This is a genomic window from Nocardia sp. CA-136227 (genome assembly GCF_050955695.1).
Lineage (GTDB): Bacteria > Actinomycetota > Actinomycetes > Mycobacteriales > Mycobacteriaceae > Nocardia.
This window is the reverse complement of record NZ_CP192081.1, coordinates 5213591-5238467: the sequence shown is the minus strand read 5'-3', so window position 1 is coordinate 5238467 and position 24877 is coordinate 5213591. Positions and strand designations below refer to the sequence as shown.

The window sequence follows — 24877 nt, the reverse complement described above, 5'->3', positions numbered from 1 at the left end:
CTGCGGAACTCGTCGGTGGGGCCGCATAGTATGTCCGGGTGTCAGCCTCGTCGGGATCATTCGTCCATCTCCACAACCACACCGAGTACTCGATGCTCGACGGCGCGGCGAAGATCACGCCCTTGTTCAAAGAGGCGACCCGGCTGGGAATGACCGCCGTCGGCATGTCCGACCACGGCAATATGTACGGCGCCTCGGAGTTCTACAACTCCGCCAAGAAGCAGGGCATCAAGCCGATCATCGGCATCGAGGCCTACATCGCGCCCGAGTCCCGGTTCAACACCAAGCGCGTGCTGTGGGGCGACCCGTCGCAGAAGGGCGACGACGTCTCCGGTTCGGGTTCCTACACCCACATGACCATGGTCGCGGAGAACGCGACCGGTCTGCGCAACCTGTTCAAACTGTCCAGCCTCGCCTCCATCGAAGGCCAGCTGGGCAAGTGGGCGCGCATGGACGCCGACATCATCGCCGAGCACGCCGAGGGCATCATCGCCACCACCGGCTGCCCGTCCGGCGAGGTGCAGACCCGCCTGCGCCTGGGCCATGAGCGCGAGGCCCTCGAGGCCGCCGCCAAGTGGCAGGAGATCTTCGGTCCCGAGAACTTCTTCCTCGAGATCATGGACCACGGCCTGTCCATCGAACGCCGGGTGCGCGAGGGCCTGCTGAACGTCGGCAAGCAGCTGGGCATCCCGCCGCTGGCCACCAACGACTGCCACTACGTGCACGAGCACGACTCAGGCAATCACGAAGCGCTGCTGTGCATTCAGACCGGCAAGACGCTCTCGGACCCGACCCGCTTCAAGTTCGACGGCTCGGGCTACTACCTCAAGTCCGCCGAGGAGATGCGCGCCATCTGGGACGCGGAAGTCCCCGGCGCGTGCGACAACACGGTCCTCATCGGCGAGCGCGTCCAGTCCTACGACGACGTCTGGGCGCACCGCGACCGCATGCCGATCTTCCCGGTGCCCGAGGGCGAGACCCAGGGCAGCTGGCTGCGCAAGGAGGTCATGCGCGGCCTGGATCGGCGCTTCCCCAACGGCGTTCCGGCCGACTACATCACCCGCGCCGACTACGAGATCGGCGTCGTCAACGAAATGGGCTTCCCCGCCTACTTCCTCATCGTCGCCGACCTCATCACCTACGCCCGCTCGGTCGGCATCAATGTCGGCCCGGGCCGTGGTTCGGCGGCCGGCTCGCTGGTCGCCTACGCCATGGGCATCACGAACATCGACCCGATTCCGCACGGTCTGCTGTTCGAGCGCTTCCTCAACCCCGAGCGCGTGTCCATGCCCGATATCGATATCGACTTCGACGATCGCCGCCGCGGTGAGATGGTCCGCTACGCCACCGACAAGTGGGGCAGCGACCGAGTCGCCCAGGTGATCACCTTCGGTACGATTAAAACCAAAGCGGCGCTGAAGGACTCGGCCCGCGTGCAGTTCGGCCAGCCCGGCTTCGCGATCGCCGACCAGATCTCCAAGGCGCTGCCGCCGCCGATCATGGCCAAGGACATTCCGCTCTCGGGCATCATGGACCCGGAGCACGAGCGGTACAAAGAGGCCGCCGAGGTCCGCGAGCTCATCAACACCAACCCGGACGTCAACAAGATCTACGAAACCGCCCGCGGTCTCGAAGGTCTGATCCGCAACGCCGGTGTGCACGCCTGTGCCGTCATCATGTCGTCCGAGCCGCTGACCGACGCGATCCCGGTGTGGAAGCGCGCGCAGGACGGCGCCATCATCACCGGCTGGGACTACCCGTCGTGTGAGGCCATCGGCCTGCTGAAGATGGACTTCCTGGGTCTGCGCAACCTGACGGTCATCGGTGACTGCCTGGTCAACATGAAGGCCAACCGCGGCATCGACCTGGACCTCGACACCCTGCCGCTCGAAGACACCGCCACCTACGAATTGCTCGCGCGCGGTGACACTCTCGGCGTGTTCCAGCTCGATGGTGGCGCCATGCGAGATCTGCTGCGCCGTATGCAGCCCACCGGCTTCGAGGACATCGTCGCCGTGCTCGCGCTGTACCGCCCCGGCCCCATGGGCATGAACGCGCACAACGACTACGCCGACCGCAAGAACGGGCGGCAAGAGGTCAAGCCGATTCACCCTGAGTTGGAAGAGCCGCTCAAGGACATCCTGCGTGATACCTACGGCCTGATCGTGTATCAGGAGCAGATCATGCAGATCGCGCAGAAGGTCGCCGGCTACTCGCTGGGTCGAGCAGACATTCTGCGTCGCGCCATGGGTAAGAAGAAGGCCGAGATCCTGGAAGCCGAGTTCGAAGGCTTCGAGGAGGGCATGGTGGCCAATGGCTTCTCCAAGCCCGCGGTGAAGGCGTTGTGGGACACCATTCTTCCGTTCGCCGGGTACGCGTTCAACAAGTCGCACGCCGCCGGCTACGGCCTGGTGTCGTTCTGGACCGCCTACCTCAAGGCCAACTATCCCGCCGAGTACATGGCCGGTCTGCTCACCTCTGTCGGTGACGACAAGGACAAGGCCGCCGTCTATCTGGCCGACTGCCGCCGCCTGGGCATCCAGGTGCTGCCGCCCGACGTCAACGAGTCCGAACTCGAATTCGCCTCGGTGGGCAATGACATTCGCTTCGGCATGGGTGCGGTCCGCAATGTCGGCGCGAACGTGGTGGCCTCGATCATCGCGGCGCGCAAGGAGAAGTCGAAGTTCACCGACTTCTCCGACTACCTGAACAAGATCGACGCCATCGCCTGCACCAAGAAGGTCACCGAATCCCTCATCAAGGCAGGCGCTTTCGACTCGCTCGGGCATCCGCGCAAGGGCCTGCTGCTGGTGCACTCCGACGCCATCGACGCCTGCATGTCGACCAAGAAGGCCGAGGCCATCGGCCAGTTCGACCTCTTCGGCGGCCTGGACGAGGGTGACGACTCGATCGCGAGCGTCTTCAATGTGAAGGTCCCCGACGACGAGTGGGAGACCAAGCACAAGCTCGCCCTGGAGCGGGAAATGCTGGGGCTCTACGTGTCCGGGCATCCGCTCAACGGCGTCGAGCACGTGCTGACGGCGCAGTCGGACACCAATATTCCGGCCATCCTCGAAGGCGACATCAAAGACGGTTCGCAGGTCACCATCGGCGGCATCTTCGCCAATGTCACCCGCCGCGTGAACAAGAACGGCCTGCCCTGGGCCTCGGCGCAGCTCGAGGACCTCACCGGTGGCATCGAGGTGCTGTTCTTCCCGCAGTCCTACTCGGTCTACGGCATGGACGTCACCGAGGACGCCATCGTGCTGGTGAAGGCCCGCGTCAACGCCCGCGACGACCGGGTCTCGCTGATCGCCAACGACCTTGTGGTGCCGGATCTCTCGTCGATCGGCGTCGACAAGCCGCTGCAGGTGGTCATCCCCACCCGCCTGTGCACGCCCGACAAGATCGGCGAGCTCAAGCGTGTCCTGTCCCGCCACCCCGGCACCGCGGACGTGCACATCAAGCACGTCGGTTCCCGCGACCGCACCACCAAGCTGAAGGTCGCCGACAACCTGCGCGTCTCGCCGTCCTCGGCGCTCATGGGAGACCTCAAGGCCCTCCTGGGCCCGGGCTGCCTCGCGGGCTGACAGGCCACGGGCCGGGATTACCCACCCCTTCTTGCCCTGGGTGCCCCTCGCGTCAGCGAGGGGCACACGAGATTGTCAGCGCCGGACGGAACCGGCGATCCACCGCAGGGCCGCGATCACGGCCGCGCCGAGCACGGCGGCCTGCGCGGACCCGGTGATCAGGGAGAGGGTCAGGGCGACCACCACACCGGCGAACAAGGCTTCCAGCTTGTAGACCGGCCACGCCGTCCCGGCGATATCCACGGCGGCGACGCGCGCGACCACGCGTTCGGTGTCCGTAGGGTGAACCACTGCCATATGGTCAGGGTAGACGTCGAACCAAAGTTCGGGCAACCGAAACTTTCTGTCGGGAACAACACACGAGCCCGGGCCGTTGCTGGTCGTATGCCACTTCACGGAGAGTACGAACCCAGCACGTCCGATTGGGCACGCGAGCAGGCCGAGAAGTACGAGAACTCCGGGGGAGCCACGGGCACCACCCTGCAGGGTGTGCCGGTCATCCTGCTGACCACCCGCGGCAACAAGTCCGGCAAACTCCGCAAGACCCCGCTCATGCGCGTCGAACACGACGGCGAGTACGCGGTGGTCGCCTCGCTGGGCGGCGCGCCCAAGCATCCGGTCTGGTACTGGAACATCAAGGCCGACCCGCACGTGGAACTGCGCGACCGCGACGTGGTCAAGGACTACGACGCGCGCGAGGCCACCGGCGACGAGAAGGCGGTGTGGTGGAAGCGGGCCGCCGAGGTCTGGCCCGATTACGACGCCTATCAGAAGAAGACGGACCGCGAGATCCCGCTGTTCGTCCTCACGCCACGCGCCTGACACGCCGTACCGATCCCGGAGGCGGCCCCGAAATGGGCGCTGCCTCCACCGGGGCGCACGCGCCCGGCTAGCATGTTCGGGTGTCTGATCCGCTTGCAGTAGCAGAGAAAGTGTCCGGTCCGCTGCCCGAATTGACGGCGGACGAGATCGACGCGGCTGCCAAGCGAATTTCGAACATTATCGAGCCGACGCCGCTGCAGCGGATTCCGCGGCTGTCGGCGCTGACCGGCGCGGAGGTCTACCTCAAGCGTGAGGACCTCACCGCCGTCCGGTCCTACAAGCTGCGCGGCGCCTACAACCTGATGGCGCAGCTCACCGACGACGAGAAGGCCGCCGGCGTGGTCACCGCCAGCGCCGGAAACCACGCCCAGGGCGTGGCTTTCGCGTGCAAGGCGATGGGCGTGCGCGGGCGCATCTACGTGCCGCGCACCACCCCGAAGCAGAAGCGCGACCGGATCCGCGTGCACGGCGCGGAATTCGTGGAACTCATCGCGGTCGGCGACACCTACGACGCGGCCGCCGCGGCCGCCGCCGACGATGCGGCCCGCACCGGGGCCACCATGGTCCCGCCCTTCGACGATCCGCGCACCGCGGCCGGGCAGGGCACCATCGCCGCCGAATTCCTCGAACAGCTCGGCCGCGCACCCGATCTGGTGATCGTGCCGGTGGGTGGCGGCGGCTGCCTGGCCGGGGTCGGCACCTACCTGCGCGAGCGGTCGCCGCAGACCGCGATCCTGGGTGTGGAGCCCACGGGCGCGGCGTCCATGACCGCCGCGCTGGTGGCGGGCGGCCCGGTCACGCTGCCCGAGATCGATCCGTTCGTGGACGGCGCGGCCGTGCGCCGGATCGGCGCGGTGCCCTACACCGCGGTGTCGCGCTTCGGCGGCCTGGTTCGTTCGCACGCCTCGCTGCCTTTACTGACCAGCACCGAAACCGATTCCGGCGCGGGCACTTTCCGCATGATGCACGTGGACGAGGGCGCGATCTGCACAGCCATGCTGGAGCTGTACCAGAACGAGGGCGTGGTGGCCGAGCCGGCGGGCGCGCTGTCGGTGGCGGCGCTGCGCGAGATCGACGTGGCGCCGGGCTCGACGGTGGTGTGCCTGCTGTCGGGCGGCAACAACGACATCTCCCGCTACGGCGAGGTGATCGAGCGCTCGCTGGTGCATCAGGGCCTGAAACACTATTTCCTGGTGGACTTCCCGCAGGAGCCCGGTGCGCTGCGCCGCTTCCTCGACGAGGTGCTCGGTCCCGACGACGACATCACCCTGTTCGAGTACGTCAAGCGCAACAACCGGGAGACCGGGGCCGCGCTGGTCGGCATCGAACTGGGCAGCCCGGACTGCCTGGAGCCGCTGATCGCACGGCTGGAGGCCTCGCCGATCCAGGGCCAGCGGCTGGACCCGAACTCGCCCGCCTACCGGTATCTGACCTGACCCGGTGACCCGTGTGATCCGACCCCTCGTTCGGATCACACGGGACCGGTTGCCCCCGTGGGGTTTTCAGGCGTGCAGCAGGGGACCGCGGCGGTGGGGACATGGGCTCACGGTGCCACGCTGATCGTGAACGATTCATGACCGATCGCGGGCCGCACCCGGCGCGTTAACGGCGCTGGTGCGGGTACTTATGGGGGCGCGCGCGGGGTTAACGGGCGCGCGGCGGGGCCGCGATTATTCGAGTAGTTCGCTACGCAGGAAACCGGGCGGTCAGAACGGGAGGCTGGCGTTCATGAAAAGACTCGTGGTGTGTTGCGACGGCACGTGGCAGGCCGAATCGAGCTCGGCGGTGTCCAATATCGTGAAGATCGCCGAGACGGTCGCGCTGACCGGGACGGATCGGGACGGGAACCGCGTCGGCCAGCGCATCAACTACGTCCCCGGGCCGGGCTCCCGCGGCTTCATGTCCGACAAGCTCATGGGCGGCGCCTTCGGGCTGGGCCTGGAAGCCAACCTGTCGGCCGCCTACTGGCAGCTGGCCCTGAACTGGGAACCCGGCGACGAGATCTACATCTTCGGCTTCAGTCGCGGCGCGTACACCGCCCGCAGCCTGGCCGGGATGATCAACCGGCTCGGCATCCTGACCTACCAGGCCATGATCGGCGGTCAGTACCCCAAGGCCTTGAAGATCTACCGGACACGCAAGAAGCACGCCGACGATCCGGACCCGCCCGAATGGGCCGAGTTCCGCGCCCGGAACTCCCACCCCGAGGCCCCGACCATCAACTTGCTGGGCGTCTTCGACACGGTGGGTGCGATGGGCGTCCCCGGCATCACCGCGCGCCTGCACCGCTTCCACGATGTGCGGCTCTCCCGCATCGTGCTGTGCGCGCGGCAGGCGCTGGCCATCGACGAGCGGCGGCGCGCCTTCTCACCCTGCCTGTGGGAGGTCCCCGACGATCAGCGCGAGCTCTACGCCGACCGGCCCGACCGGGTGAAGCAGGTCTGGTTCGAGGGCGTGCACTGCGATATCGGCGGCGGCTACGCCGACTGCGGCCTGTCCGACATCACGCTGCGCTGGATGATCGCCGAAGCCGAGGCCGAGGGCCTGGCCTTCGACCACGATCGACTCGACGACCTGTTGCGCGGCTGCCCGTTCGACGCCCCGCACCTGCACGATTCGCTGAGCCCGGGCTTCCGGATCCTCAATGTCGCCCGCATGGCCACCACCTGGCGCAGCTCGCGCTTCTACTGGGACTCGTGGCGCAAACTGCTGCAGCCCGGCGACCAGGACAGCTTCCTGGCCTCCACCGTCGAGGAGCGAAAAGGCTACCGCCCGAACAATATTCGGCGCTGGTGCGAGCACCGCCCCGGCCCCGTCCCGCCGGAGTTGATCGAGACGGTCGACCTGGTTCCGCTGCCCCGGCATCCGGTGAGCATCGACGAGGGGAGCGGGTCGGCGGAATCCGCCGCCTGATAATGGGCTGCCGGACCGGCGTGACGGCGCTATCCTCCTCGAATCGGCGGGCTCCGGGAGGAGGTGCGCGGACGGTGGACGCAACCGAGCTGGCCGCGGGGTCGGTCTTCGCCGGATACGTCATCGAGCGCCGGCTCGGCGCGGGCGGGATGGGCACGGTCTACCTGGCCCGGCACCGGGCGCTGGACATGCCCGTCGCGCTGAAACTGCTCACCCCCATGAAGACCGGCACCGCCGGCACCGCCCAGTTCCGCCGCGAGGCGCAGCTGGTGGCCAATCTGCAACACCCGAACATCGTGGACGTCAAGGACTTCGGCGACGCGGACGGCACGCTGTGGATGGCCATGCAGTACGTTCCCGGCGGCGACCTGGCCGACCTCATCGAGGCCAACCCCCTCGGCATCGACCCCGACCGCGCGGTCCGCATGGTCGTCGACGTCGCCGCCGCCCTCGACTACGCGCACGCCCACCAGGTCATCCACCGGGACGTCAAGCCCGCCAATATCTTCCGCACCACCGGCACCGCGGGCGCGGACTGGGTCCTGATCGGCGACTTCGGCATCGCCCGCAGCCTCGCCGCCGAGGAAACCCGGACCGCCACCGGCCGCTGGGCCTTCTCCCAGCCCTACGCCCCACCCGAACAGTGCGCGGGCCGCACCGTCGGCCCGCCCGCCGACGTCCACGCCCTGGCCGTCACCCTCTACCAGCTCACCACCGGCCACCTCCCGCGCGAGATCCCGATCCCCGCAACGGATCCGAGCCTCCCCGGCCTGCTCGGCGTGGTGCTGGCCAAGGGCACCGCCTGGCAACCGGCCGACCGCTACCCCGGCTGCGGCGACTTCGCCGCCGCCGCGAAAGCCGCCCTACGCCTGCGCGACTCCGACCGGCCACCCCTGGCGTTCGCCCCGCCCGCCCCCGGCCGTGCGGACGTCCTCGACACCGCCCCCACCGAATCGAGCCCGGACCGCCTCGAATCGACGCCGATGCGGCTCGACGACGCCGACATCGCCCGCCTGCTGGCCGCGGATTCGGCGGAGACCGTGGACGCGAACCCCGGAGCGAGCGCGCTCGCGTACCGTTCGCGCCGATCGGCCTGGTGGCGCATCGCCACCACCGGTGTGGTCGGTGCGGTGGCGGGCGCCGCGGTGATCGCCGGTGTGCTGCGCTGGGATTCGGACTCGGCCCGTCCCGAAGCCACCGTGCCCTCCGCCCCCATCACCGCCCGCTGCCAGTACACGGCCACCGTCCCCCAGACCCCCGACCGCCCCGTCGTAGTCCCCGCGACCGCGGACGGAGGCCGCCGCTGCGTGCTCTCTACCAAGGACGCCGCGCAGGGCCCGTTGGCGGGCGTCACGACCCTGCAAGCCGCCCTACGGGTCTGCTATCAAGCCGAAATCAACGACCCCGAAGGCATTTACGGTCCCGACACCAAGCGCGCCGTCCTCGTCGCCCAGGACCGCCACACCGTCACCAAGGACGGCGTTTTCGGTCCCCAGACCTCCGCCGCCATGACCTGGCCCACCACCGCCGGCGACGGCACCCCCCAACCGCCATGCCGCACAGTCGGTATCTGAGCGACACCGACAAGGGTGTCAGCGCACCAGCAGGGCGACCGGGAGGCGGGCGAAGAGTTTCTCGAGTCGGGCGCGGCCGGAGAAGGTGTGGCCGGTGAGGCGATCGGTCCAGTGGCCTTGGGGAAGGTCGAGGACCGTGTCGCCCCAGCCGCCGGCCTCGTCGAGGCGGATGCTGTGGCGGGTGACGGCGACGATGATCTCGGGGGATTCGCCGGTGCGGCCGCGGGCGTAGGAGAGCAGGTGGTGTTCGCGGTCGCCGGAGGCGAAGAGGGGGGTGTAGGTGCCGCCGACGAAGCAGTCGGGGCGTTCGCGGCGCAGCCACAGCGCGTAGGCGGCGATCCACATCTTGACCGCGCCGGTGGGGTCGAGGTCGGGGGTGCCGGTGAGGGATTGGAGCAGCAGGGAGCGGTGGGTGAAGTCGACCGGGCGGCGGTTGTCGGGGTCGACGAGGGAGTCCTCCCACAGTTCGCAGCCCTGGTAGATGTCGGGAATGCCGGGGCCGCACAGCTGCAGCAGCTTCTGGGCCAGGGAGTCGGTCCAGGCGTGGATGGCGAGATCGTTGACGAACTCCCCGAGTTCCGCGCCGACCGGTCCGTCGATGACGGCGTCGATCCAGCGGTGCACCGCCGTCTCGAACTCGATATCGGGTTCCTCCCACGAGGATTGGGTGCCCGCCTCGCGGACCGCCTTCTCCGCGAACTGGTGCAGCCGTTCCCGCAGCCCGGGCACGCTCGCGGCGGGCCGTCCGTCGGCGGGCCACACGCCGAACATGTTCTGCAGCAGGAACAGCGTGGTCGCGCCGTCGGGCCCGGGCGCGATCTCCTCCCAGGTGCTGACCGACCGCGCCCAGATGTCGGGCACCTGCGACAGCATGCCGATGCGGGCGCGCACGTCCTCGCCGCGCTTGGTGTCGTGGGTGGACAGCGCGGTCATGGTCGCGGGCCAGCGAGCCGCGCGTTCGGCGTTGGCGAGATGGAATTCGATGGGGGAGCAGCCGAACCGGGCCGGGTCCGCGCCCATCTCCTGCAGCGACACCAGCCGGGCGGCGCGGTAGAACATGGTGTCCTCCACCGCTTTCGCGCTCATCGCCCCGCCCACCTGGTGGAAGCGGGTGGCGGCCTCGCCGCCCACGGCGAGCGCGGTCACCAGCACCTGCAGCGGGGCGGTGAGTTCGGCATTGCGGCGCGCCACCTCCGCGACCACCGCGCCGACCATCCCGGCCAGCGGCGCGTAGTCGGTGCGGTACACCGGCATGAACGACAGCACCTCGATGGCGGCGTTGGTGAGCGCCATGGTGTCGAACACGTCGGCGCGGGCGTCGCGTTTGACCGCCGCCACCAGCCGCCGCACCTCCGGCACCAGCATGGTCTCGGCGACCGCGCGACGAATCCGGTGCTCCTGCTCGGTGAACCAGGCCCGGTCGCTGCCGTGCCCGGTGAACTGCCGCGACAGATCGGTGAGCTGCTTCTCGCCGTCCGGGTCGATGAGCACCCCGCCGATGTCGGCGAGCGCGTCGTAGCCGGTGGTGCCGTCGATGGGCAGGGTGGCGTCGAGGGGCTCCCGGTTGGAGAGCACCTTCTCCACCAGCAGCAGCCGCTGCGGTCCGATCAGCCGTCGCAGCCGCTGCAGGTACTGCGCGGGTTCGGCCAGCCCGTCGGGATGGTCCACGCGCACACCGTCGATGAGGTCGTGCTCGCACCAGGCGGCCAGTTCGCGGTGGGTGGCCTCGAAGACCGCCGGGTCCTCCTGGCGCAGCGCGGCCAGCCCGCCGACGGTGAAGTAGCGCCGGTACCCGCACAGCCCGGATTTCCAGTTGACCAGCCGATAGTGCTGTTTATCGTGGATGCGCAGCGCGTTCTCGCCGTCGGTGCCCGGCGCGATGGGGAAGCGCATGTCGTGCAGCGCCAGCATGGGTTCGGGCCCGGACCGGTCCACGGTCAGCGCGGCCGGATCGTTCTCGCCGGCCAGCACCGGCAGCGCGATCCGCCCGCCCGCGCCGTTGCCGGAGGTCCAGTCGATGTCGAACCAGGTGGCGTAGGGCGAGTCCCTGCCGTCCCGCAGCACCTCCCACCACCACTGGTTCTGCCGCGGATCGGCCACCGACACGTGGTTGGGGACCAGGTCGACGATGAGTCCCATACCGCGGCTGCGCACCTCGTCGGCGAGGGCCTTGAGCCCGGTCGGACCGCCCAGCCCCGCCGACACCGTGGTCGGGTCGATGACGTCGTAGCCGTGGGTGGAGCCGCGGGCCGCGCTCATGACGGGCGACAGGTACAGATGCGAAATGCCCAGCTGTTGCAGGTATTCGGCGATACCGCGCGCGTCGGCGAAGGTGAGCGCGTCGGGCCGCAGCTGCAGGCGGTAGGTGCTGCGCACGGGCATCTGGCGGGCGATGGGGCCGGTGGTGTGTTCGGGCGAGCTGGTCATGTCGCTACCGATCATGCCGTACGGCGCAGTACGACGAGACAGCGTGCGGGCACTTGCACCGTGGCCGACGCGCCGTGCGGGTCGCTGCCTGCCGGTTCGCCGGTCGGGGTGGAGCAGTCCAGCGCCACCGTCCAGGCCCGGCCGTGGCGGCCGTCGGGCAGGGTGAAGTCGAGGGCCGCGTCGTGGGCGTTGAAGCACAGCAGGAACGAGTCGTCGGTGACGCGCTGCCCGCGCGGGCCCGGTTCGCCGATGCCGTCGCCGTTGAGGAACACCGCGAGCGAGCGCGCGAAACCGGTCTCCCAGTGGGCGTCGGTCATGGCCGCGCCGCCGGGGGTGAACCAGGCGATGTCACCGAGCCCCTCCGGCGCGGGCGCGGGATCGAAGAAGCGCCGCCGCCGGAACACCGGGTGCGCGGCGCGCAGGGCGACGGTGCGCCTGGTGAATTCGAGCAGCTCGGCCTCGGCGTCCATGCGGGTCCAGTCCATCCACGACAGCGGCGAATCCTGACAGTAGACATTGTTGTTGCCGTGCTGGGTGCGGCCGAACTCGTCGCCGTGCAACAACATCGGGGTGCCCTGCGAGAGCATCAGGGTGGCGAGCAGGTTGCGGCGCTGCCGGGCCCGCAGGGCCAGGATCTCCGGGTCGTCGGTGGGGCCTTCCACGCCGCAGTTCCAGGAGCGATTGTAGGTTTCGCCGTCCTGGTTGCCCTCGCCGTTGGCGTCATTGTGTTTCTCGTTGTAGGACACCAGGTCCGTGAGGGTGAACCCGTCGTGCGCGGTCACGAAGTTGATGCTGGCGCTGGGGCGGCGGCCGGTGGCCTCGTACAGGTCCGAGGAGCCGGTGAGCCGGGACGCGAACTCGCCCAGGGTGGCCGGTTGCCCGCGCCAGTAGTCCCGCACGGTGTCACGGTATTTGCCGTTCCATTCGGTCCAGGCGACCGGGAAGTTGCCGACCTGGTAGCCGCCCTCCCCGACATCCCAGGGTTCGGCGATCAGCTTGACCTGACTCACCACCGGATCCTGGTGCACCAGGTCGAAGAAGGTGGAAAGCCGGTCCACGTCGTGCAATTCGCGCGCCAGGGTGGCCGCCAGGTCGAAACGGAAACCGTCCACGTGCATGTCGAGCACCCAGTACCGCAGCGAGTCCATGATCAGCTGCAAGGCGTGCGGATGCCGCATGTTGAAGCTGTTGCCGGTGCCGGTGTAGTCCATGTAGTGCTGCGGATCGCCGTCCACCAGACGGTAGTACGCGGCATTGTCGAGGCCGCGGAAGCTGAGCGTCGGCCCGAACTCGTTGCCCTCGGCGGTGTGGTTGTAGACCACGTCGAGGATCACCTCGATGCCCGCGGCGTGGAAGGCGCGCACCATGGCCTTGAATTCGGGGACCGCGGCGGCGGGGGAGGCCCCGGCGGCGTAGCCCCGGTGCGGTGCGAAGTAGCCGAAACTGTTGTAGCCCCAGTAGTTCCGCAGTCCCCGATCCAGCAGGATGCGGTCGTCGAGGAACTGGTGCACCGGCATGAGTTCCACGGCCGTCACGCCGAGTCCGCGCAGGTGGTCGATGATCGCGGGATGCGCCATGCCCGCGAAGGTGCCGCGCAGCTCCGGCGGCACCTCGGGGTGGGTGACGGTCATGCCCTTCACGTGCGCCTCGTAGATGACCGTCTCGTGGTACGGCCGTTTCGGCGCGCGGTCGTCGGCCCAGTCGAACCAGGGGTTGATGACCACCCCGGTCATGGTGTGCCCGAGCGAGTTCTGCCCGTAGTTGTAGGGCGCGATGGCGGTGCCGAAGTCGCCCTCGAACGCCTTGCCGTACGGGTCGAGCAGCAGTTTGCTCGGATCGCAGCGCAGGCCCTCGGCCGGTTCGAAGGGGCCGTGCACCCGGAATCCGTAGCGCTGCCCGGGGCCGATCCCCGGCAGGTAGGCGTGCCAGACGTACCCGTCGACCTCCTCGAGCTCGATCCGGGTCTCCCGGTGTTCGGCGTCGATGAGACACAGCTCCACCCGCCGGGCCACCTCGGAGAAGACCGAGAAGTTCGTTCCGGCGCCGTCGTAGGTCGCGCCCAGGGGGTAGGCGGTCCCGGGCCAGACACCGAGCCCGGTGGTGCCGGGAGTCGCGGGAGCCATATCCGGAACCCTATCGGCCGGGGTCGGCCGCCGATCGCAGTGCCCGCCGCCAGGTCTGGCCGACCAGGTCGACGCCGAAGCTGTGGTGCGGATTCGATTCGGCGAGTGCGAATCCGGCGCGTTCGTAGATGTGGCGGGCGGAGTCGAGGACGCTGTTGGTCCACAACACCATCTCGGTGTAGCCCGCGGCGGCGGCGAAGCGCAGGCACTCGCCGACCAGCGCGCTGCCCACGCCGAGCCCGCGCGCGGAGGGCTCGACCAGCAGCAGCCGCAGCCGCGCGGTGTGGTCGTCCTCGCGCATGCAGTAGACGCAGCCGACGGGCGCGCCCCGGTATTCGGCGATCCAGGCCCGTTCGCGCTGCGGGTCATGGGAATTCAGCCAGTCGCCGATGATCTTGGCGGCCAGCGCCTCGTACTCGTGGTTCCAGCCGAACTCCTCGGCGTAGAGCACGGCATTGCGGGCGATGGCCCAGCCGTGCTCGCCGGGCTTCGGGGCGCGCAGGGTGACCGCGTCGGGATCGGCGTCGGGACTCTGCTCGGTCTCGCCGTCGAGGATTCGCTCGATGGTCCGCATGGCCCCGACCAGCCGGGTGCGCACGACGGGGGAGTGCGGGACCAGCAGGTCCCCGATCTGCTGCCGGGTGCGCTGGTCGAGCAGGTCGAACGCGGCGCGGCCCGCCTCGGTCAGCTCCACCACCTGCCGCCGCCCGTCGGCCTCGGACCGGCGCCGCGCCACCAGCCCGCGCTCCTCGAAGCGGGCCAGGATGCGGCTCAGATAGCCCGCGTCCAGGTCCAGCGACAGCCGCAGATCCACGACTTCGGCGGCCCCGAAGTGGGTCAGCTCGAACAGGATCCGGCCTTCGGTGAGCGAGTATTCGGTGCCGAGCATCCCACCCTGCAGGACTCCGATGACGCGGGTGTAGTGCCGGTTGAAGGCGCGCACCGCGGCGATGTGACGGGCTTCGACCAGGCGATCGGTCGTTTCCGAGGCCATCCGGGCTCCAATCCTTTGACCGAGTCAAAGGTTACGCGCGCTTGCCGGGTCGTAGGGCGGTTCTGGTAACTTGAACGCCGTTCAAGCCCGCTCCTCGAAGGACCACCTGTGGCATTGACCGACCCCTTGACGGCATCGGCCGCGCTGTCGCCCGCCGAGATCACCGCCCTCGACGCCGCCCACGTGTGGCATCCCTACGGCGGCTTCCCGGCCGGCACCGAACCCCTGGTGGTGGCCTCGGCGGCGGGCACCCGGCTCACCCTCGCCGACGGCCGGGAACTGGTGGACGGCATGAGTTCCTGGTGGGCGGCCGTGCACGGGTATCAGCATCCGGTGCTGGACGCGGCGCTGCTGGCGCAGTCGCGCAAGATGAGTCACGTCATGTTCGGCGGGCTCACCCACGAACCCGCCGTGCGGCTGTCGCGGCTGCTGGTCGAGCTCACCCCCGAGGGTCTGGACAAGGTTTTTCTCTGCGATTCCGGCTCGGTGTCGGTCGAGGTCGCGGTGAAGATGTGCCTGCAGTACCAGCGCGCGCTGGGTCGGCCCGGCAAGCACCGGCTGATGACCTGGCGCGGCGGCTACCACGGCGACACGTTCACCCCCATGAGCGTGTGCGACCCCGAGGGCGGCATGCACTCGCTGTGGTCGGACGTGCTGGTCCCACAGATCTTCGCGAGCGCGCCCCCCGCGGACTTCCGGCCGGAGTACGTCGCCGAACTGGAACGGACCATCGCCGAGCACGCCCACGAATTGGCCGCCGTCATCGTGGAACCCGTGGTGCAGGGCGCGGGCGGCATGCGCTTCCACGACCCGCGCTACCTGAGCGAACTGCGCCGCCTCTGCGACGAGCACGACGTCCTGCTGGTCTTCGACGAGATCGCCACCGGATTCGGCCGCACCGGAACGCTTTTCGCCGCCGACCAGGCCGGGGTCCGCCCCGATGTGATGTGCGTCGGCAAGGCCATCACCGGCGGCTACCTGACCCTGGCCGCCGCCCTGACCACCGCGGAGATCGCCGAGACCATCAGCCGCTCGCACGGCGGTCTCATGCACGGCCCGACCTTCATGGGCAACCCCCTCGCCTGCGCGGTGGCGGTCGCCTCGATCGAACTGCTGCTCTCGCGGGACTGGCAGGGCGAGGTCACCCGGATCGAGGCCGAGCTGAACTCCGGTCTGGCCCCGGCGCGGGACCTGCCCGGCGTCGCCGACGTGCGGGTGCGCGGTGCCATCGGGGTGATCGAGCTCGATCACCCGGTGGACATGCGCGCGGCGACGCACGCCGCCGTCGACGCGGGAGCCTGGCTGCGGCCCTTCCGCAACCTGGTCTATGCCATGCCCCCGTTCATCAGCACCTCGGAGGACGTCCGCCGGATCACCGCCGCCATGCTCGCGGCTGCCGCGGCCTGATCCTGGACTACCGCCGGGATGCCGAATTCCTAGCGGTTGACCCGTTTCTCGCGTGCTTTGTCTGCATTGTCGCTGTCTGACAGGACTTCCCAGACCTTGAACACGCAGTGATAGTCATCGGACCAGCCACGTGCGATCAGCATGAAGGTGTCGCCGTCGCGCAGAATCGTGCGGCGGCTGATCAACTTCGGATGATCGGGAATGAATTTCGAGACGAGGTCAGGGACCTTCGCGAGAGCTTGTTCGCGGGTTCCCACCACCTCGGTGAGGATCTTCGGACTCCAGGTCTTGGAGTCGCCGAAGCCGGTCGTCTGCTCGACCACTATTGCCCATCGTGGCATCGCGCAGCCTCCTTACGATCCTCAAGCATAGCGCCGTCCACCGACACCCATGGCCACCTGAACGGCGTTCAAGTATGCTTCCGAGCTGTGACTGCCGATCCCTTGAGCTGGCTCGACACCCGCGCCGCCGAACGCGTCGACGCGGGGCTGCGCCGTGAACTGCGACCCCGCACCTCCGACGCGGCGAACATCGACCTGGCCTCCAACGACTACCTCGGGCTCGTCCGCCACCCCGAGGTCGTCGAGGGCTCGGTCGCCTCGGTGCGGCACTGGGGCACCGGCTCCACCGGTTCGCGACTGGTCACCGGGACCACCGTCGAACACGAACAGCTCGAGCGCGAACTCGCCGAATTCGTGGGCGCGGAAGCCGGATTGGTGTTCGCCTCCGGCTACGCCGCCAACCTGGGTGTGGTCACCGCGCTGGCCGGGCGTGGGGCGCTGGTGGTTTCGGACGAGGGCAGTCACGCCTCCCTGGTCGACGCCTGCCGCTTGTCGCGGGCGCGGGTGGAGATCGCGGCGCACAAGGATCCCGCCGCCGTGGATCGGCTGCTGTCGCAGCGCACCGAGGAACGCGCGCTGGTGCTCACCGATTCGGTGTTCAGCGCCGACGGCGACCTCGCGCCGCTGACCGAACTGCATCGCGTCACCCGGGCCAACGGCGCGGTCCTCATCGTGGACGAGGCGCACGGACTGGGTGTGCGCGGCGACGGCGGGCGCGGCCTGGTGCACGAGTGCGGGCTGGCCGGGGAACCCGACCTGATCATCACCGCGACCCTCTCCAAAGCCTTTGCCGCGCAGGGCGGTGTGGTGCTGGCCAGTGAGCGGGTGCGCGCGCATCTGATCGACGCGGCCCGCACCTTCATCTTCGACACCGGCCTGGCTCCGGCCGCCGTCGGCGCGGCCCGCGCGGCGCTGGCGCTGCTGCGCCGCGAGCCCGAGATGGCCCAGCGGGTCCTCGACCGCGCCGCCGACCTGGCCCGCATCGCCGGTGTCGGGAACCCGGAGTCGGCGGTCGTCTCGGTCGTGCTCGGCGAGGCGCAGGTCGCCTACGACGCCGCCCAGGCCTGCCGGGCGCGCGGCCTCAGCGTCGGCTGCTTCCGGCCGCCGTCGGTGCCCGAGGGCACCTCGCGCCTGCGCCTGACCGCGCGCGCCGATCTCACCGAGGCCGAATTGGCCACCATCGCCACCGTTCTCGGCGAGGTGCTGGCCGAAGCCCGTGGGCGGGAGGTCGTTTCGGTATGACCGCGAACCTGCTGTTCATCACCGGCACCTCGACCGATGTCGGCAAGACCATCGTGACCGCCGCGCTGGCGGCGACCGCCCGCGCCGCCGGAACCGAGGTCGCGGTGGTCAAGCCCGCGCAGACCGGCATGGCCCCCGGCGAGCCCGGCGACCTGGCCGACATCACGCGGCTCAGCGGCGTGACCCGCACCCTCGAATTCGCGCGCTACCCCGACCCGCTGGCCCCCGATACCGCCGCGCGCCGCTGCGGTCAACCGCTGCTCACCCTGGCCGAGACGGTCGCCGGGATCGAGTCCTGCGCCGACGCCGACCTGATCCTGGTCGAGGGAGCGGGCGGGCTGCTGGTGCGCATGGGCGAGTTCACCCTGCTGGACCTGGCCCAGAAGATGAGCGCCCCGGTCCTGCTGGTGGCCGCCGCCGGGCTGGGCACCCTCAACCACAGCGAGCTCACCACCCGCACGCTGGCCGCGGCCGGTGTCGACTGCGCGGGCCTGGTCATCGGATCCTGGCCCGCCGCACCCGATCTCGCGTCCGAGTGCAATCGCACCGACCTGCCCGCCGTCACGGGCGTCGACCTGGTGGGTTCGCTGCCCGCGGGCGCCGGGGCCTGGGGCCGGGCCGAGTTCACCGCGGCCGCGCCGGGCTGGTTCGACCCGGACTGGACCGATCGGTATCTGCGACCCTGACCGGTAGCCGCCCGCCCTAACGAATTCCTCACGGGCGTTCTGCCACGGTGACGGTATGAGCGCGCCGGGAGTCGTGGCCGGATGACCGGTATGGATGCTGTAATGGCGCAGGTGCGGGTACTCGTGGTCGAGGACGACAGCAACCTGGGCGACGAGGTCGCCGCGGGCCTGCGGGCGGCGGGATTCGCGGTGGATCTGGCCCGCGACTACGCCGACGCCGACCTGAAGACCGCCGTCAACAGCTACGACTGCCTGGTCGTCGACCGGGGACTGCCCGACGGGGACGGGCTCGACCTGGTGCGCGCGCAACGTGAGGCCGGGCGGCGCACCCCGGTCGTCGTGCTCACCGCCCGCGACGCGCTCGCCGACCGGCTCGACGGGTTCGCGCACGGCGCGGACGACTACGTCGTGAAACCCTTCGCCATGGACGAGCTCGCCGCCCGCGTGGGCGCGCTGTGCCGCCGCCGCGAACTGCCCGCGCCCACCCGCACCGTCGTCGGCACCCTGATCGTGGACCGCCCGCGCCGCCGCGTCCACCGCGCGGGCACGCTGCTCACCTTGACGCCCAAGGAATTCGGCGTGCTCGAACTCCTCGCCGCCCGGGCCGGTTCCGTCGTGACGCGCGCCGAACTCATCGAATGCTGCTGGGACGAAATGGCCGAGCCCGCCTCCAATGTCGTCGATGTCGTGATCGCCCAGCTGCGCCGCAAACTCGGCGCGCCGCCGCTCATCGACACCGTCCGCGGCGCCGGATTCACCATCGCGCCATGAGTATCCGGCAGCGACTCGCGTCCTGGCGCGGACCGGGAACTCCGACCTCGCCGGGCCGGTTGCGACGGACGCGGTGGCTGCTGACCGGGCTGTTCACCGGGCTGACCGCGCTGTGCCTGGTCGTGCTCGCGTCGATCGCGGCCTCCATCGATTCGCACTCCCGCGAACACGATCTCGACGCCGGGGTGGATCGGGTCGTGACCGGGGTGGCGCGGGAGGTGTATTGGAACGAGGACGGCAGCGTCGATCTGGAGACGGTGCGCGGGGACGAGGATCTGGTCGGGGGCGTCAACGCGGTCACCATCCTGGTGCGGCAGCCCGACAACAGCTGGCGGGAACTGTTCGTACACAAGCGTTCCGGGCTGCCCGCCGACCTGACCGGACTGGTGCGGCGGTCCGCCGACGCCGAGGAGACGCAGTGGCACACCACCGCCGATCGGGACGGGGATCCGGTGCGGCTGGCGGTGGCTCCCGCCTGGGACAACGACGCCACCGTCGGGGCCGTCGTCGTCGCGGGCGGTGATCCGGAGCCCGGCGCCCGTGACCACCGCCGGCTGGTGGTGGCGTTGTGGAGCGGCGGACTCGCCCTGGTGGCGCTCGCGGCGCTGGCCGGGCACCTGTTGTCGGGGGTGAGCATGCGCCCGGCGGTGCGGATGCTCGACGAGCAGGAACGGTTCCTGTCGGAGGCGTCGCACGAATTGCGCACGCCGCTGGCCACCCTGCGCCTCTATCTCGATGCCGCGCTGCGGGATCCGGCCGACGCCCGCCGCGCGGTCACCGACGCGCGCTCGCTCACCGATCGCATGGGCCGCATGGTCGCCGGGCTGCTGGCCCGCACCCGCGCGGAAACCGGTGCGGGCGAACTGGATCGGCAGCGGCTGTTCCTGGATCAACTGGTGGAGGGCGTGGTCGCCGACTGCGGCGGCGAGATCGGGCTGAATACCGAACCCACCGCGGTGTGGGCGGACCCGGAGCTGCTGGCCCTGGCCGTGCGCAATCTCGTCGACAACGCGCTGGTGCACGGCGGGCCGCCGGTGGAGGTCCGGGTCGCGGCGGGGCAGGTGACCGTGCGCGATCACGGGCGCGGGCTGGATCCCGCGCTCACCGACCCGTTCCGGCGCGGCGCGGTCGGCGTGGGCGGTCGGCACGGCATCGGACTGTCGCTGGTGCAGTGGGTGGCCGCGGTCCATTCCGGTTCGGTGACACTGGTTCCCGCGCCCGGCGGCGGCACCCTGGCCACCCTCACCCTGCCGGTCGCGCCGGACGACGCGGGCACGGCTGCGCCGGGGCTGTCGTGATCTTGGTCACAGCGAGCGTAGGGTGGCGCCCGTGCCTTCCACTCGAGTCGAGAAGTTCGTCGGTGCTCCGCGTCCCAGTGTCTTCCGCGCCCTCCTGGACGCGCATTCGGTCCGGACCTGGATGGTGCCCGACGGAATGACCAGCCGCGTCCACGAATTCGATGCCCGCGTCGGCGGGCGGTTCCGCATCTCGCTGACCTACGACCTGCCCGCCGAGGCCGGCAAGACGAGCCCGCACACCGACACCTTCCACGGGGTCTTCGCCCGCGTCGTCCCCGACCGGGAGGTGGTGCAGACCATCGAGTTCGAGACCGACAATCCGGAACTGACCGGCGAGATGACGGTCACCTACACCCTCGACGACGCGCCCGGCGGCACCCGCGTCACCGCCCAGCACGACAATCTGCCGCCGGGGCTGTCCCCGGAGGACAACGAGGTCGGCTTCCGCACGGCCCTGCACAATCTCGCCGCCCTCGCCGAACGCGCCGAGGGACACTGATTCCGCCGCGGCACGCGCAGGTGACGCGCGCGGTACCAGCGGATGACGCGCAGCACAAGCCTGGATGACGAGCCGGAAATTCGTACAGTGGATTGATGGCCCTGCCGGGGTTCCCGTATCCGTCCGGCGCCGCCGACCACGACGATCGGCGACGGCGCGCCCGCCTGCGGTCCACCCGGCTCGGCGCGCGCTGGGGTCGCTTCCGGCGGGCCCGGCTGCTGGCCCTGCGACTGGGCCTGGTTCCGCTGGTCGCGCTGGGCGCGTTCGTCGAGTACATCGGCCTGGACGTACTCCCCGAACAGGATCGGCTGGCCCGCACCGAACCCTCGGTGCTGCCCATCGCCGCGCCCGCGGAACTGCAGGCCACCGACACCGCCGTCTTCGACCTGGTCGGGCTGGGCGTCCTCGACGCCGGGGACACCGCGCGGGCGCTGCCGTCGCTGTCGCGGCTGGGGTCGGTGTGGGCGGTCCGCTACGACAACACCGGTATCGACACCAAGGTGATCGCGGACCTCATCGTGAAGGTCACCGCCGCCGCCAAGGTGCCGAACGTGGTGCTGGCCGGGCACAGTATGGGCGGGGTCATCGCGCTCGAGATCGCCAAGCACCTGCACGAGGACAGCGACGGCACACGGGTGCGGGCGGTGATCCTGGACTGCACGCCGGTGGATCTGAACGCGGTGCGGCCCGAGAGCCGCGACCAGGGCGAGGAGATGCTGCGCTGGATGGGCTGGGTGCCCGGGGCGCGGGAGAGCCGCATGCTGCGGCTGGCCGTGGAAGTGTATGCGCGCCATGACCGTTTCGTCGGCGGGCGCTACGTGATCCGCGGCGGCGAGTTCCGGCGCGCGGTCGACGATGTGCTGCGGTCCAAGATCCTCAATACCGACGCCGCCAGCAACGGTCTGATCGAGGCGCAGTTCAAGGCCATCGTGGCGGGCGGCGCGGTGGACGACCTGCGGGCGCTGGCCAAACCCGCGGCGGGCAAACCACGCCCGGCCATCGTGTTCATCCGGCCGCACGACCCGTACGACGATCCGGTGGTGGACGTGGAGTACTCGCACCAGGTGCTCATCGACCGGGTCGGCGGGGTGCGCGGGACCCTGCTGGTGGTGACCACGCGAACCACGGGGCACGCCAATCCGATCGAGCGGCCGCAGGAGTACAACACCGTCATCGAACAGCAGGTGGTGCCGTTCGTGCGGCAGCTGTGGCGGGATCAGTCCGGAGCCGCCGCGGTGGGCCACTGACCGGGCCGCGCCGGTGGGCTCGGCGTGGTCCGCCTAGCGCACCGCGTCGTCGGCGGCGGGGCGAATGCCCGAGGCGGGCACCAGGTTCCAGCGTTCCAGCTGCGCCCGCACCTGCTCGGCGGCGTCGATGTTCAACGGCCCGCTGGTCCACAGCGCGTACGGCAGGTTCAGGAAACGGCCCTGCGTGACCGCCCGCAGATTCTGGATGCCCGGCTTGCCGCGCAGCAGATCCACCTTCTGCTGGAAGGTCTGCGGCGGATAGTCGACGAACACGATGGCGTCCGGGTCGGCCGCCGCCAGCCGCTCCCACGACACCGCCGTCCAGGTGTCGGCCACATCGGACAGCGCGTTGCGCGCGCCCGCCGCCTCCAGGATCGCCTGCGGCGCACCGTATTGCCCGCTGGAGAAGACGGTGTCGGAGGCGCTGTCGAACAGGAACACCGTCGGCCGCCGCTCGGGCTGCGGCGCTGCCAGCAGGGTGGACACTCGGCGATCCAGATCCCCGGTGACCCGTGCCGCCTGGTCCGCGCGCCCGGTGATCGCGCCCAGCGCGGTCAGATCCGTGCGCAGCGCGGTCCAGGCATCCACCACACCCCGCTCGCCGCCGGGCCGGCGGCAGCTCTCGGTGAGCACGTACGGCGCGACGCCGGCCGCCCGCAACGACTCCGGCGTCAGATTCGCCGACTCCGAGTAGCCGTAGTTCCAGCCCGCCACCATCACGTCGGGGCGCTGGGCCAGCACCGTCTCCCGCGAGGGATAGTCGGGGGCAACGGAATTGAGCCGGTCCACGCCGTCCCCGTAATGCTTGCGCAGCGTGTCCGCGTCCCGCTTCAGGCTCGACACCGCCACCGTCTGGTCCTGGGCTCCCAGGGCCAGCACCATGGAGATCAGGTTCCCGTCATTGACGAACATGCGTTGCGCGGGCGACGGGAACCGCTGTTCCGCACCGCAATTGCGCACGGTCATGTTCCCGGTCGCCGCCTGCGGCGATCCGCAGGCGGTGAGCACTCCCGCGATGGCGGTGACCGCGACGAGCGGAAGGATCCTGTTCAAGACCGTGCCTTTCGAGTCAAGACTGTGCCGTTCGAGCCGTGATGAGCAGATGGGAATCACCGGTGTCGGGATCCGGTATCCGGCGCGCCCGCACGCCGAACACCTCGTCGAGCACCTCGGGCCGCAGCGCGGTGCCGGGCGGTTCGAGGGGGCGGGCCCGGCCGTCGTCGAGCACCAGCACCCGGTCGCAGAACCGATCCGCGAGGGTCAGGTCGTGCAGGCTCATGACGACGGTCCGTTCCAATTCCCGGGTCAGTGCCAGCAATTCGAGCTGATGGGTGACATCCAGATGGTTGGTCGGCTCGTCTAGCAGCAGGACGGGCGTGTCCTGGGCGAGCGCCCGCGCCAGCAGCACCCGCTGCCGTTCCCCGCCGGACAGCCGCCCGACCGCGCGCCCCTCGAACCCGGCCAGATCCACCCGACCCAGCGCCCGTTGGACGGCCGCCCGTTCGCCCGGCCCGCCCGCGCCCCACGGCGGCAGGTACGGCGTCCGGCCCAACGCCACGAGCTCACCCACCAGCAGATCGGTGGGCGGCACCTCGTCCTGCCCGACCAGACCCACCAGCCGCGCCCGCTCCCGCGCCGAAACCTGGTGCACCGGACGGCCATCCACCTCGACACCGCCCTCGACCGGTGCGATCAACCCCGCCAGGGTCCGCAACAGCGTGGTCTTGCCCGCGCCGTTCGGCCCGACGATGCCCACCGTCTCGCCCGGCGACACCGTGAAGTCGACCTGCGCGACCACCGTGCGCCGTCCCGCCGCGCAGGCCAGTCCGGCGGCCCGCAGCTCGCCCGCGCCCCGGTGACGCGACCCGGCCCGGCGGGGCCTCACGCCGGACCGAATCGGTAGGTGCGGCGGCCCATGAGGAGCAGGAAGGCGGGGGCTCCGATGAGGCCGGTGAGGACGCCGACCGGGATCTCGGTGGGGCGGACCAGGACTCGGGTGGCGGCGTCGGCGACGACCAGGAAGGTGGCCCCGCACAGGGCGCTCGCGGGCAGCAGGACGCGGTGGCGCGGCCCGACCAGGAGCCGGGCGGCGTGCGGGACCACCAGCCCGACGAAACCGATGCCGCCGGAGACCGCCACCAGCACGCCGACCAGGACCGCCAGCAGGACGAACAGCGCGATGCGCAACTCGCGCACCGGAACTCCGATGGAGGCCGCCGTGTCCGGGCCCAGGTTCAGCGCGTCGAGCCAGTTGGCGGCGAGCAGCAGGGCGGTCAGGCAGGCCGCGACCACGCAGCCGGGCAACAGGATTCGGGTCCAGTCCGCGCCGGAGAGGCTGCCGAGCAGCCAGAACAGCACCGACTGGGCGGCGGACGGGTCACTGCTGCGGAAGATCAGGTAGCTGCTGAAGGCGGCGAAGGCCGAGCCCAGCACCGTGCCGGTGAGCACGAGACGCAGTGGCGTGAGCCCGCCTTGGGCCAGGGCGATGAGGAATACCGCGGCCGCGGCGGCGAAGGCCCCGGCGAGCGCGCCCGCCGACAGCGCCCACAGTCCGGCCCCGGCGAACACCCCGGAGGTGATGACCGCCGCCGCGCCGACGCCCGCGCCGGAGGAGACGCCCAGCAGGTAGGGGTCGGCGAGAGGATTGCGGACCAGGGTCTGCATGGCCGCCCCGGCGACCGCCAGGCCCGCGCCGACGATGGCGGCGAGAACGGTTCGCGGCACCCGCAATTGCCACACGATGGTGTCGAGCCCGAGATCGGTGTGCGCGGTGCCGGTCAGCCGGTCGCGCAGCACCGCGAGCACCTCGCGCACCGGGATCGTCTCCGCGCCGAATCCGGTCGCGACGATCATGGCCACGACCAGCAGCGCTCCCATGACGGGCAGGGCGAGCGAAGTCCGCGCGCGGCTCATCGCGGTAGCTCCTCGGGCATGACGCGGCCT

Annotated in this window: 20 protein-coding genes; 12 read left to right on the top strand and 8 right to left on the bottom strand. The window is 70.3% G+C overall.

What is annotated here, in order from left to right; genetic code table 11:
- The first annotated feature begins 38 nt into the window (after positions 1-38).
- A complete protein-coding gene (gene dnaE, locus ACQP06_RS24250) occupies positions 39-3590 on the top strand; it encodes a DNA polymerase III subunit alpha (RefSeq protein WP_433666764.1) in 3552 nt (1183 codons plus the stop codon).
- 75 nt (positions 3591-3665) lie between these two features.
- Here the strand turns inward: dnaE and ACQP06_RS24245 are convergent, their stop codons facing one another.
- Complete coding sequence (locus tag ACQP06_RS24245; protein WP_433666763.1) at positions 3666-3887, bottom strand: hypothetical protein; 222 nt, start codon at positions 3885-3887, stop codon at positions 3666-3668.
- A gap of 87 nt (positions 3888-3974) precedes the next feature.
- Between ACQP06_RS24245 and ACQP06_RS24240 the strand changes: the two genes are divergently transcribed.
- From ACQP06_RS24240 to ACQP06_RS24225, 4 genes are all read left to right on the top strand, one after another.
- The gene (locus ACQP06_RS24240) at positions 3975-4412 is read left to right on the top strand and encodes a nitroreductase family deazaflavin-dependent oxidoreductase (RefSeq protein WP_433666762.1); all 438 of its coding nucleotides are present in this window, start codon (positions 3975-3977) and stop codon (positions 4410-4412) included.
- Positions 4413-4522: 110 nt separating this feature from the next.
- Positions 4523-5848: a threonine ammonia-lyase IlvA gene (gene ilvA / locus ACQP06_RS24235; RefSeq protein WP_433673418.1), complete on the top strand. Its 1326-nt coding sequence runs from the start codon at positions 4523-4525 to the stop codon at positions 5846-5848.
- A gap of 292 nt (positions 5849-6140) precedes the next feature.
- The gene (locus ACQP06_RS24230; protein ID WP_433666761.1) at positions 6141-7325 is read left to right on the top strand and encodes a DUF2235 domain-containing protein; all 1185 of its coding nucleotides are present in this window, start codon (positions 6141-6143) and stop codon (positions 7323-7325) included.
- 74 nt (positions 7326-7399) lie between these two features.
- A complete protein-coding gene (locus ACQP06_RS24225; RefSeq protein ID WP_433666760.1) occupies positions 7400-8899 on the top strand; it encodes a serine/threonine-protein kinase in 1500 nt (499 codons plus the stop codon).
- Positions 8900-8917: 18 nt separating this feature from the next.
- On the opposite strand, the gene treY is transcribed toward ACQP06_RS24225, so the two are convergent.
- Genes treY through ACQP06_RS24210 form a run of 3 tightly spaced genes read right to left on the bottom strand, consistent with a single transcriptional unit; the run spans position 8918 to position 14443 of the window.
- Positions 8918-11281: a malto-oligosyltrehalose synthase gene (treY, locus tag ACQP06_RS24220; protein WP_433673417.1), complete on the bottom strand. Its 2364-nt coding sequence runs from the start codon at positions 11279-11281 to the stop codon at positions 8918-8920.
- Between the two features lie 56 nt (positions 11282-11337).
- On the bottom strand, positions 11338-13449 hold the full coding sequence (gene glgX, locus ACQP06_RS24215; protein ID WP_433666759.1) for a glycogen debranching protein GlgX: 2112 nt from the start codon (positions 13447-13449) through the stop codon (positions 11338-11340).
- 10 nt (positions 13450-13459) lie between these two features.
- Positions 13460-14443 carry a bifunctional helix-turn-helix transcriptional regulator/GNAT family N-acetyltransferase gene (locus ACQP06_RS24210; RefSeq protein WP_433666758.1) on the bottom strand — a complete coding sequence of 328 codons (984 nt, stop codon included), beginning with the start codon at positions 14441-14443 and terminating at the stop codon, positions 13460-13462.
- 114 nt (positions 14444-14557) lie between these two features.
- Here ACQP06_RS24210 and ACQP06_RS24205 point away from each other — a divergent pair, with 114 nt between their 5' ends.
- A complete protein-coding gene (locus ACQP06_RS24205) occupies positions 14558-15850 on the top strand; it encodes an adenosylmethionine--8-amino-7-oxononanoate transaminase (RefSeq protein ID WP_433673416.1) in 1293 nt (430 codons plus the stop codon).
- 29 nt (positions 15851-15879) lie between these two features.
- Here the strand turns inward: ACQP06_RS24205 and ACQP06_RS24200 are convergent, their stop codons facing one another.
- Complete coding sequence (locus ACQP06_RS24200; protein WP_379106386.1) at positions 15880-16173, bottom strand: hypothetical protein; 294 nt, start codon at positions 16171-16173, stop codon at positions 15880-15882.
- A gap of 105 nt (positions 16174-16278) precedes the next feature.
- Here ACQP06_RS24200 and ACQP06_RS24195 point away from each other — a divergent pair, with 105 nt between their 5' ends.
- From ACQP06_RS24195 to ACQP06_RS24170, 6 genes are all read left to right on the top strand, one after another.
- Positions 16279-17433, top strand: a complete 1155-nt coding sequence (locus ACQP06_RS24195) for an 8-amino-7-oxononanoate synthase (RefSeq protein ID WP_433666757.1) — start codon at positions 16279-16281, stop codon at positions 17431-17433.
- Positions 17430-18119 carry a dethiobiotin synthase gene (bioD, locus tag ACQP06_RS24190; RefSeq protein ID WP_433666756.1) on the top strand — a complete coding sequence of 230 codons (690 nt, stop codon included), beginning with the start codon at positions 17430-17432 and terminating at the stop codon, positions 18117-18119. Before ACQP06_RS24195 ends, bioD begins: the two co-directional genes overlap by 4 nt.
- A 90-nt stretch (positions 18120-18209) precedes the next feature.
- On the top strand, positions 18210-18890 hold the full coding sequence (locus tag ACQP06_RS24185) for a response regulator transcription factor (protein WP_433666755.1): 681 nt from the start codon (positions 18210-18212) through the stop codon (positions 18888-18890).
- Entirely contained in the window at positions 18887-20188 is a 1302-nt protein-coding gene (locus ACQP06_RS24180; RefSeq protein WP_433666754.1) for a sensor histidine kinase, read from the top strand. Before ACQP06_RS24185 ends, ACQP06_RS24180 begins: the two co-directional genes overlap by 4 nt.
- A gap of 31 nt (positions 20189-20219) precedes the next feature.
- Positions 20220-20687, top strand: coding sequence for an SRPBCC family protein (locus ACQP06_RS24175; protein ID WP_433666753.1), 468 nt, complete (start codon positions 20220-20222; stop codon positions 20685-20687).
- A gap of 95 nt (positions 20688-20782) precedes the next feature.
- A complete protein-coding gene (locus tag ACQP06_RS24170) occupies positions 20783-21934 on the top strand; it encodes an alpha/beta fold hydrolase (RefSeq protein ID WP_433666752.1) in 1152 nt (383 codons plus the stop codon).
- 33 nt (positions 21935-21967) lie between these two features.
- On the opposite strand, the gene ACQP06_RS24165 is transcribed toward ACQP06_RS24170, so the two are convergent.
- Genes ACQP06_RS24165 through ACQP06_RS24155 form a run of 3 tightly spaced genes read right to left on the bottom strand, consistent with a single transcriptional unit; the run spans position 21968 to position 24847 of the window.
- On the bottom strand, positions 21968-22987 hold the full coding sequence (locus ACQP06_RS24165) for an ABC transporter substrate-binding protein (RefSeq protein WP_433666751.1): 1020 nt from the start codon (positions 22985-22987) through the stop codon (positions 21968-21970).
- A 16-nt stretch (positions 22988-23003) separates the two neighbouring features.
- Positions 23004-23819: an ABC transporter ATP-binding protein gene (locus tag ACQP06_RS24160; RefSeq protein WP_433666750.1), complete on the bottom strand. Its 816-nt coding sequence runs from the start codon at positions 23817-23819 to the stop codon at positions 23004-23006.
- The gene (locus tag ACQP06_RS24155; protein WP_433666749.1) at positions 23816-24847 is read right to left on the bottom strand and encodes a FecCD family ABC transporter permease; all 1032 of its coding nucleotides are present in this window, start codon (positions 24845-24847) and stop codon (positions 23816-23818) included. Before ACQP06_RS24155 ends, ACQP06_RS24160 begins: the two co-directional genes overlap by 4 nt.
- Between the last annotated feature and the right edge of the window lie 30 nt (positions 24848-24877).

Coding starts and splice junctions, on each gene's coding strand:
- ACQP06_RS24245 (WP_433666763.1), bottom strand. CDS start 3,887: ATGGCAGTGGTTCACCCTACGGACACCGAACGCGTGGTCGCGCGCGTC.
- ACQP06_RS24240 (WP_433666762.1), top strand. CDS start 3,975: ATGCCACTTCACGGAGAGTACGAACCCAGCACGTCCGATTGGGCACGC.
- ACQP06_RS24230 (WP_433666761.1), top strand. CDS start 6,141: ATGAAAAGACTCGTGGTGTGTTGCGACGGCACGTGGCAGGCCGAATCG.
- treY (WP_433673417.1), bottom strand. CDS start 11,281: ATGCCCGTGCGCAGCACCTACCGCCTGCAGCTGCGGCCCGACGCGCTC.
- glgX (WP_433666759.1), bottom strand. CDS start 13,449: ATGGCTCCCGCGACTCCCGGCACCACCGGGCTCGGTGTCTGGCCCGGG.
- ACQP06_RS24210 (WP_433666758.1), bottom strand. CDS start 14,443: ATGGCCTCGGAAACGACCGATCGCCTGGTCGAAGCCCGTCACATCGCC.
- bioD (WP_433666756.1), top strand. CDS start 17,430: ATGACCGCGAACCTGCTGTTCATCACCGGCACCTCGACCGATGTCGGC.
- ACQP06_RS24185 (WP_433666755.1), top strand. CDS start 18,210: ATGGATGCTGTAATGGCGCAGGTGCGGGTACTCGTGGTCGAGGACGAC.
- ACQP06_RS24180 (WP_433666754.1), top strand. CDS start 18,887: ATGAGTATCCGGCAGCGACTCGCGTCCTGGCGCGGACCGGGAACTCCG.
- ACQP06_RS24170 (WP_433666752.1), top strand. CDS start 20,783: ATGGCCCTGCCGGGGTTCCCGTATCCGTCCGGCGCCGCCGACCACGAC.
- ACQP06_RS24155 (WP_433666749.1), bottom strand. CDS start 24,847: ATGAGCCGCGCGCGGACTTCGCTCGCCCTGCCCGTCATGGGAGCGCTG.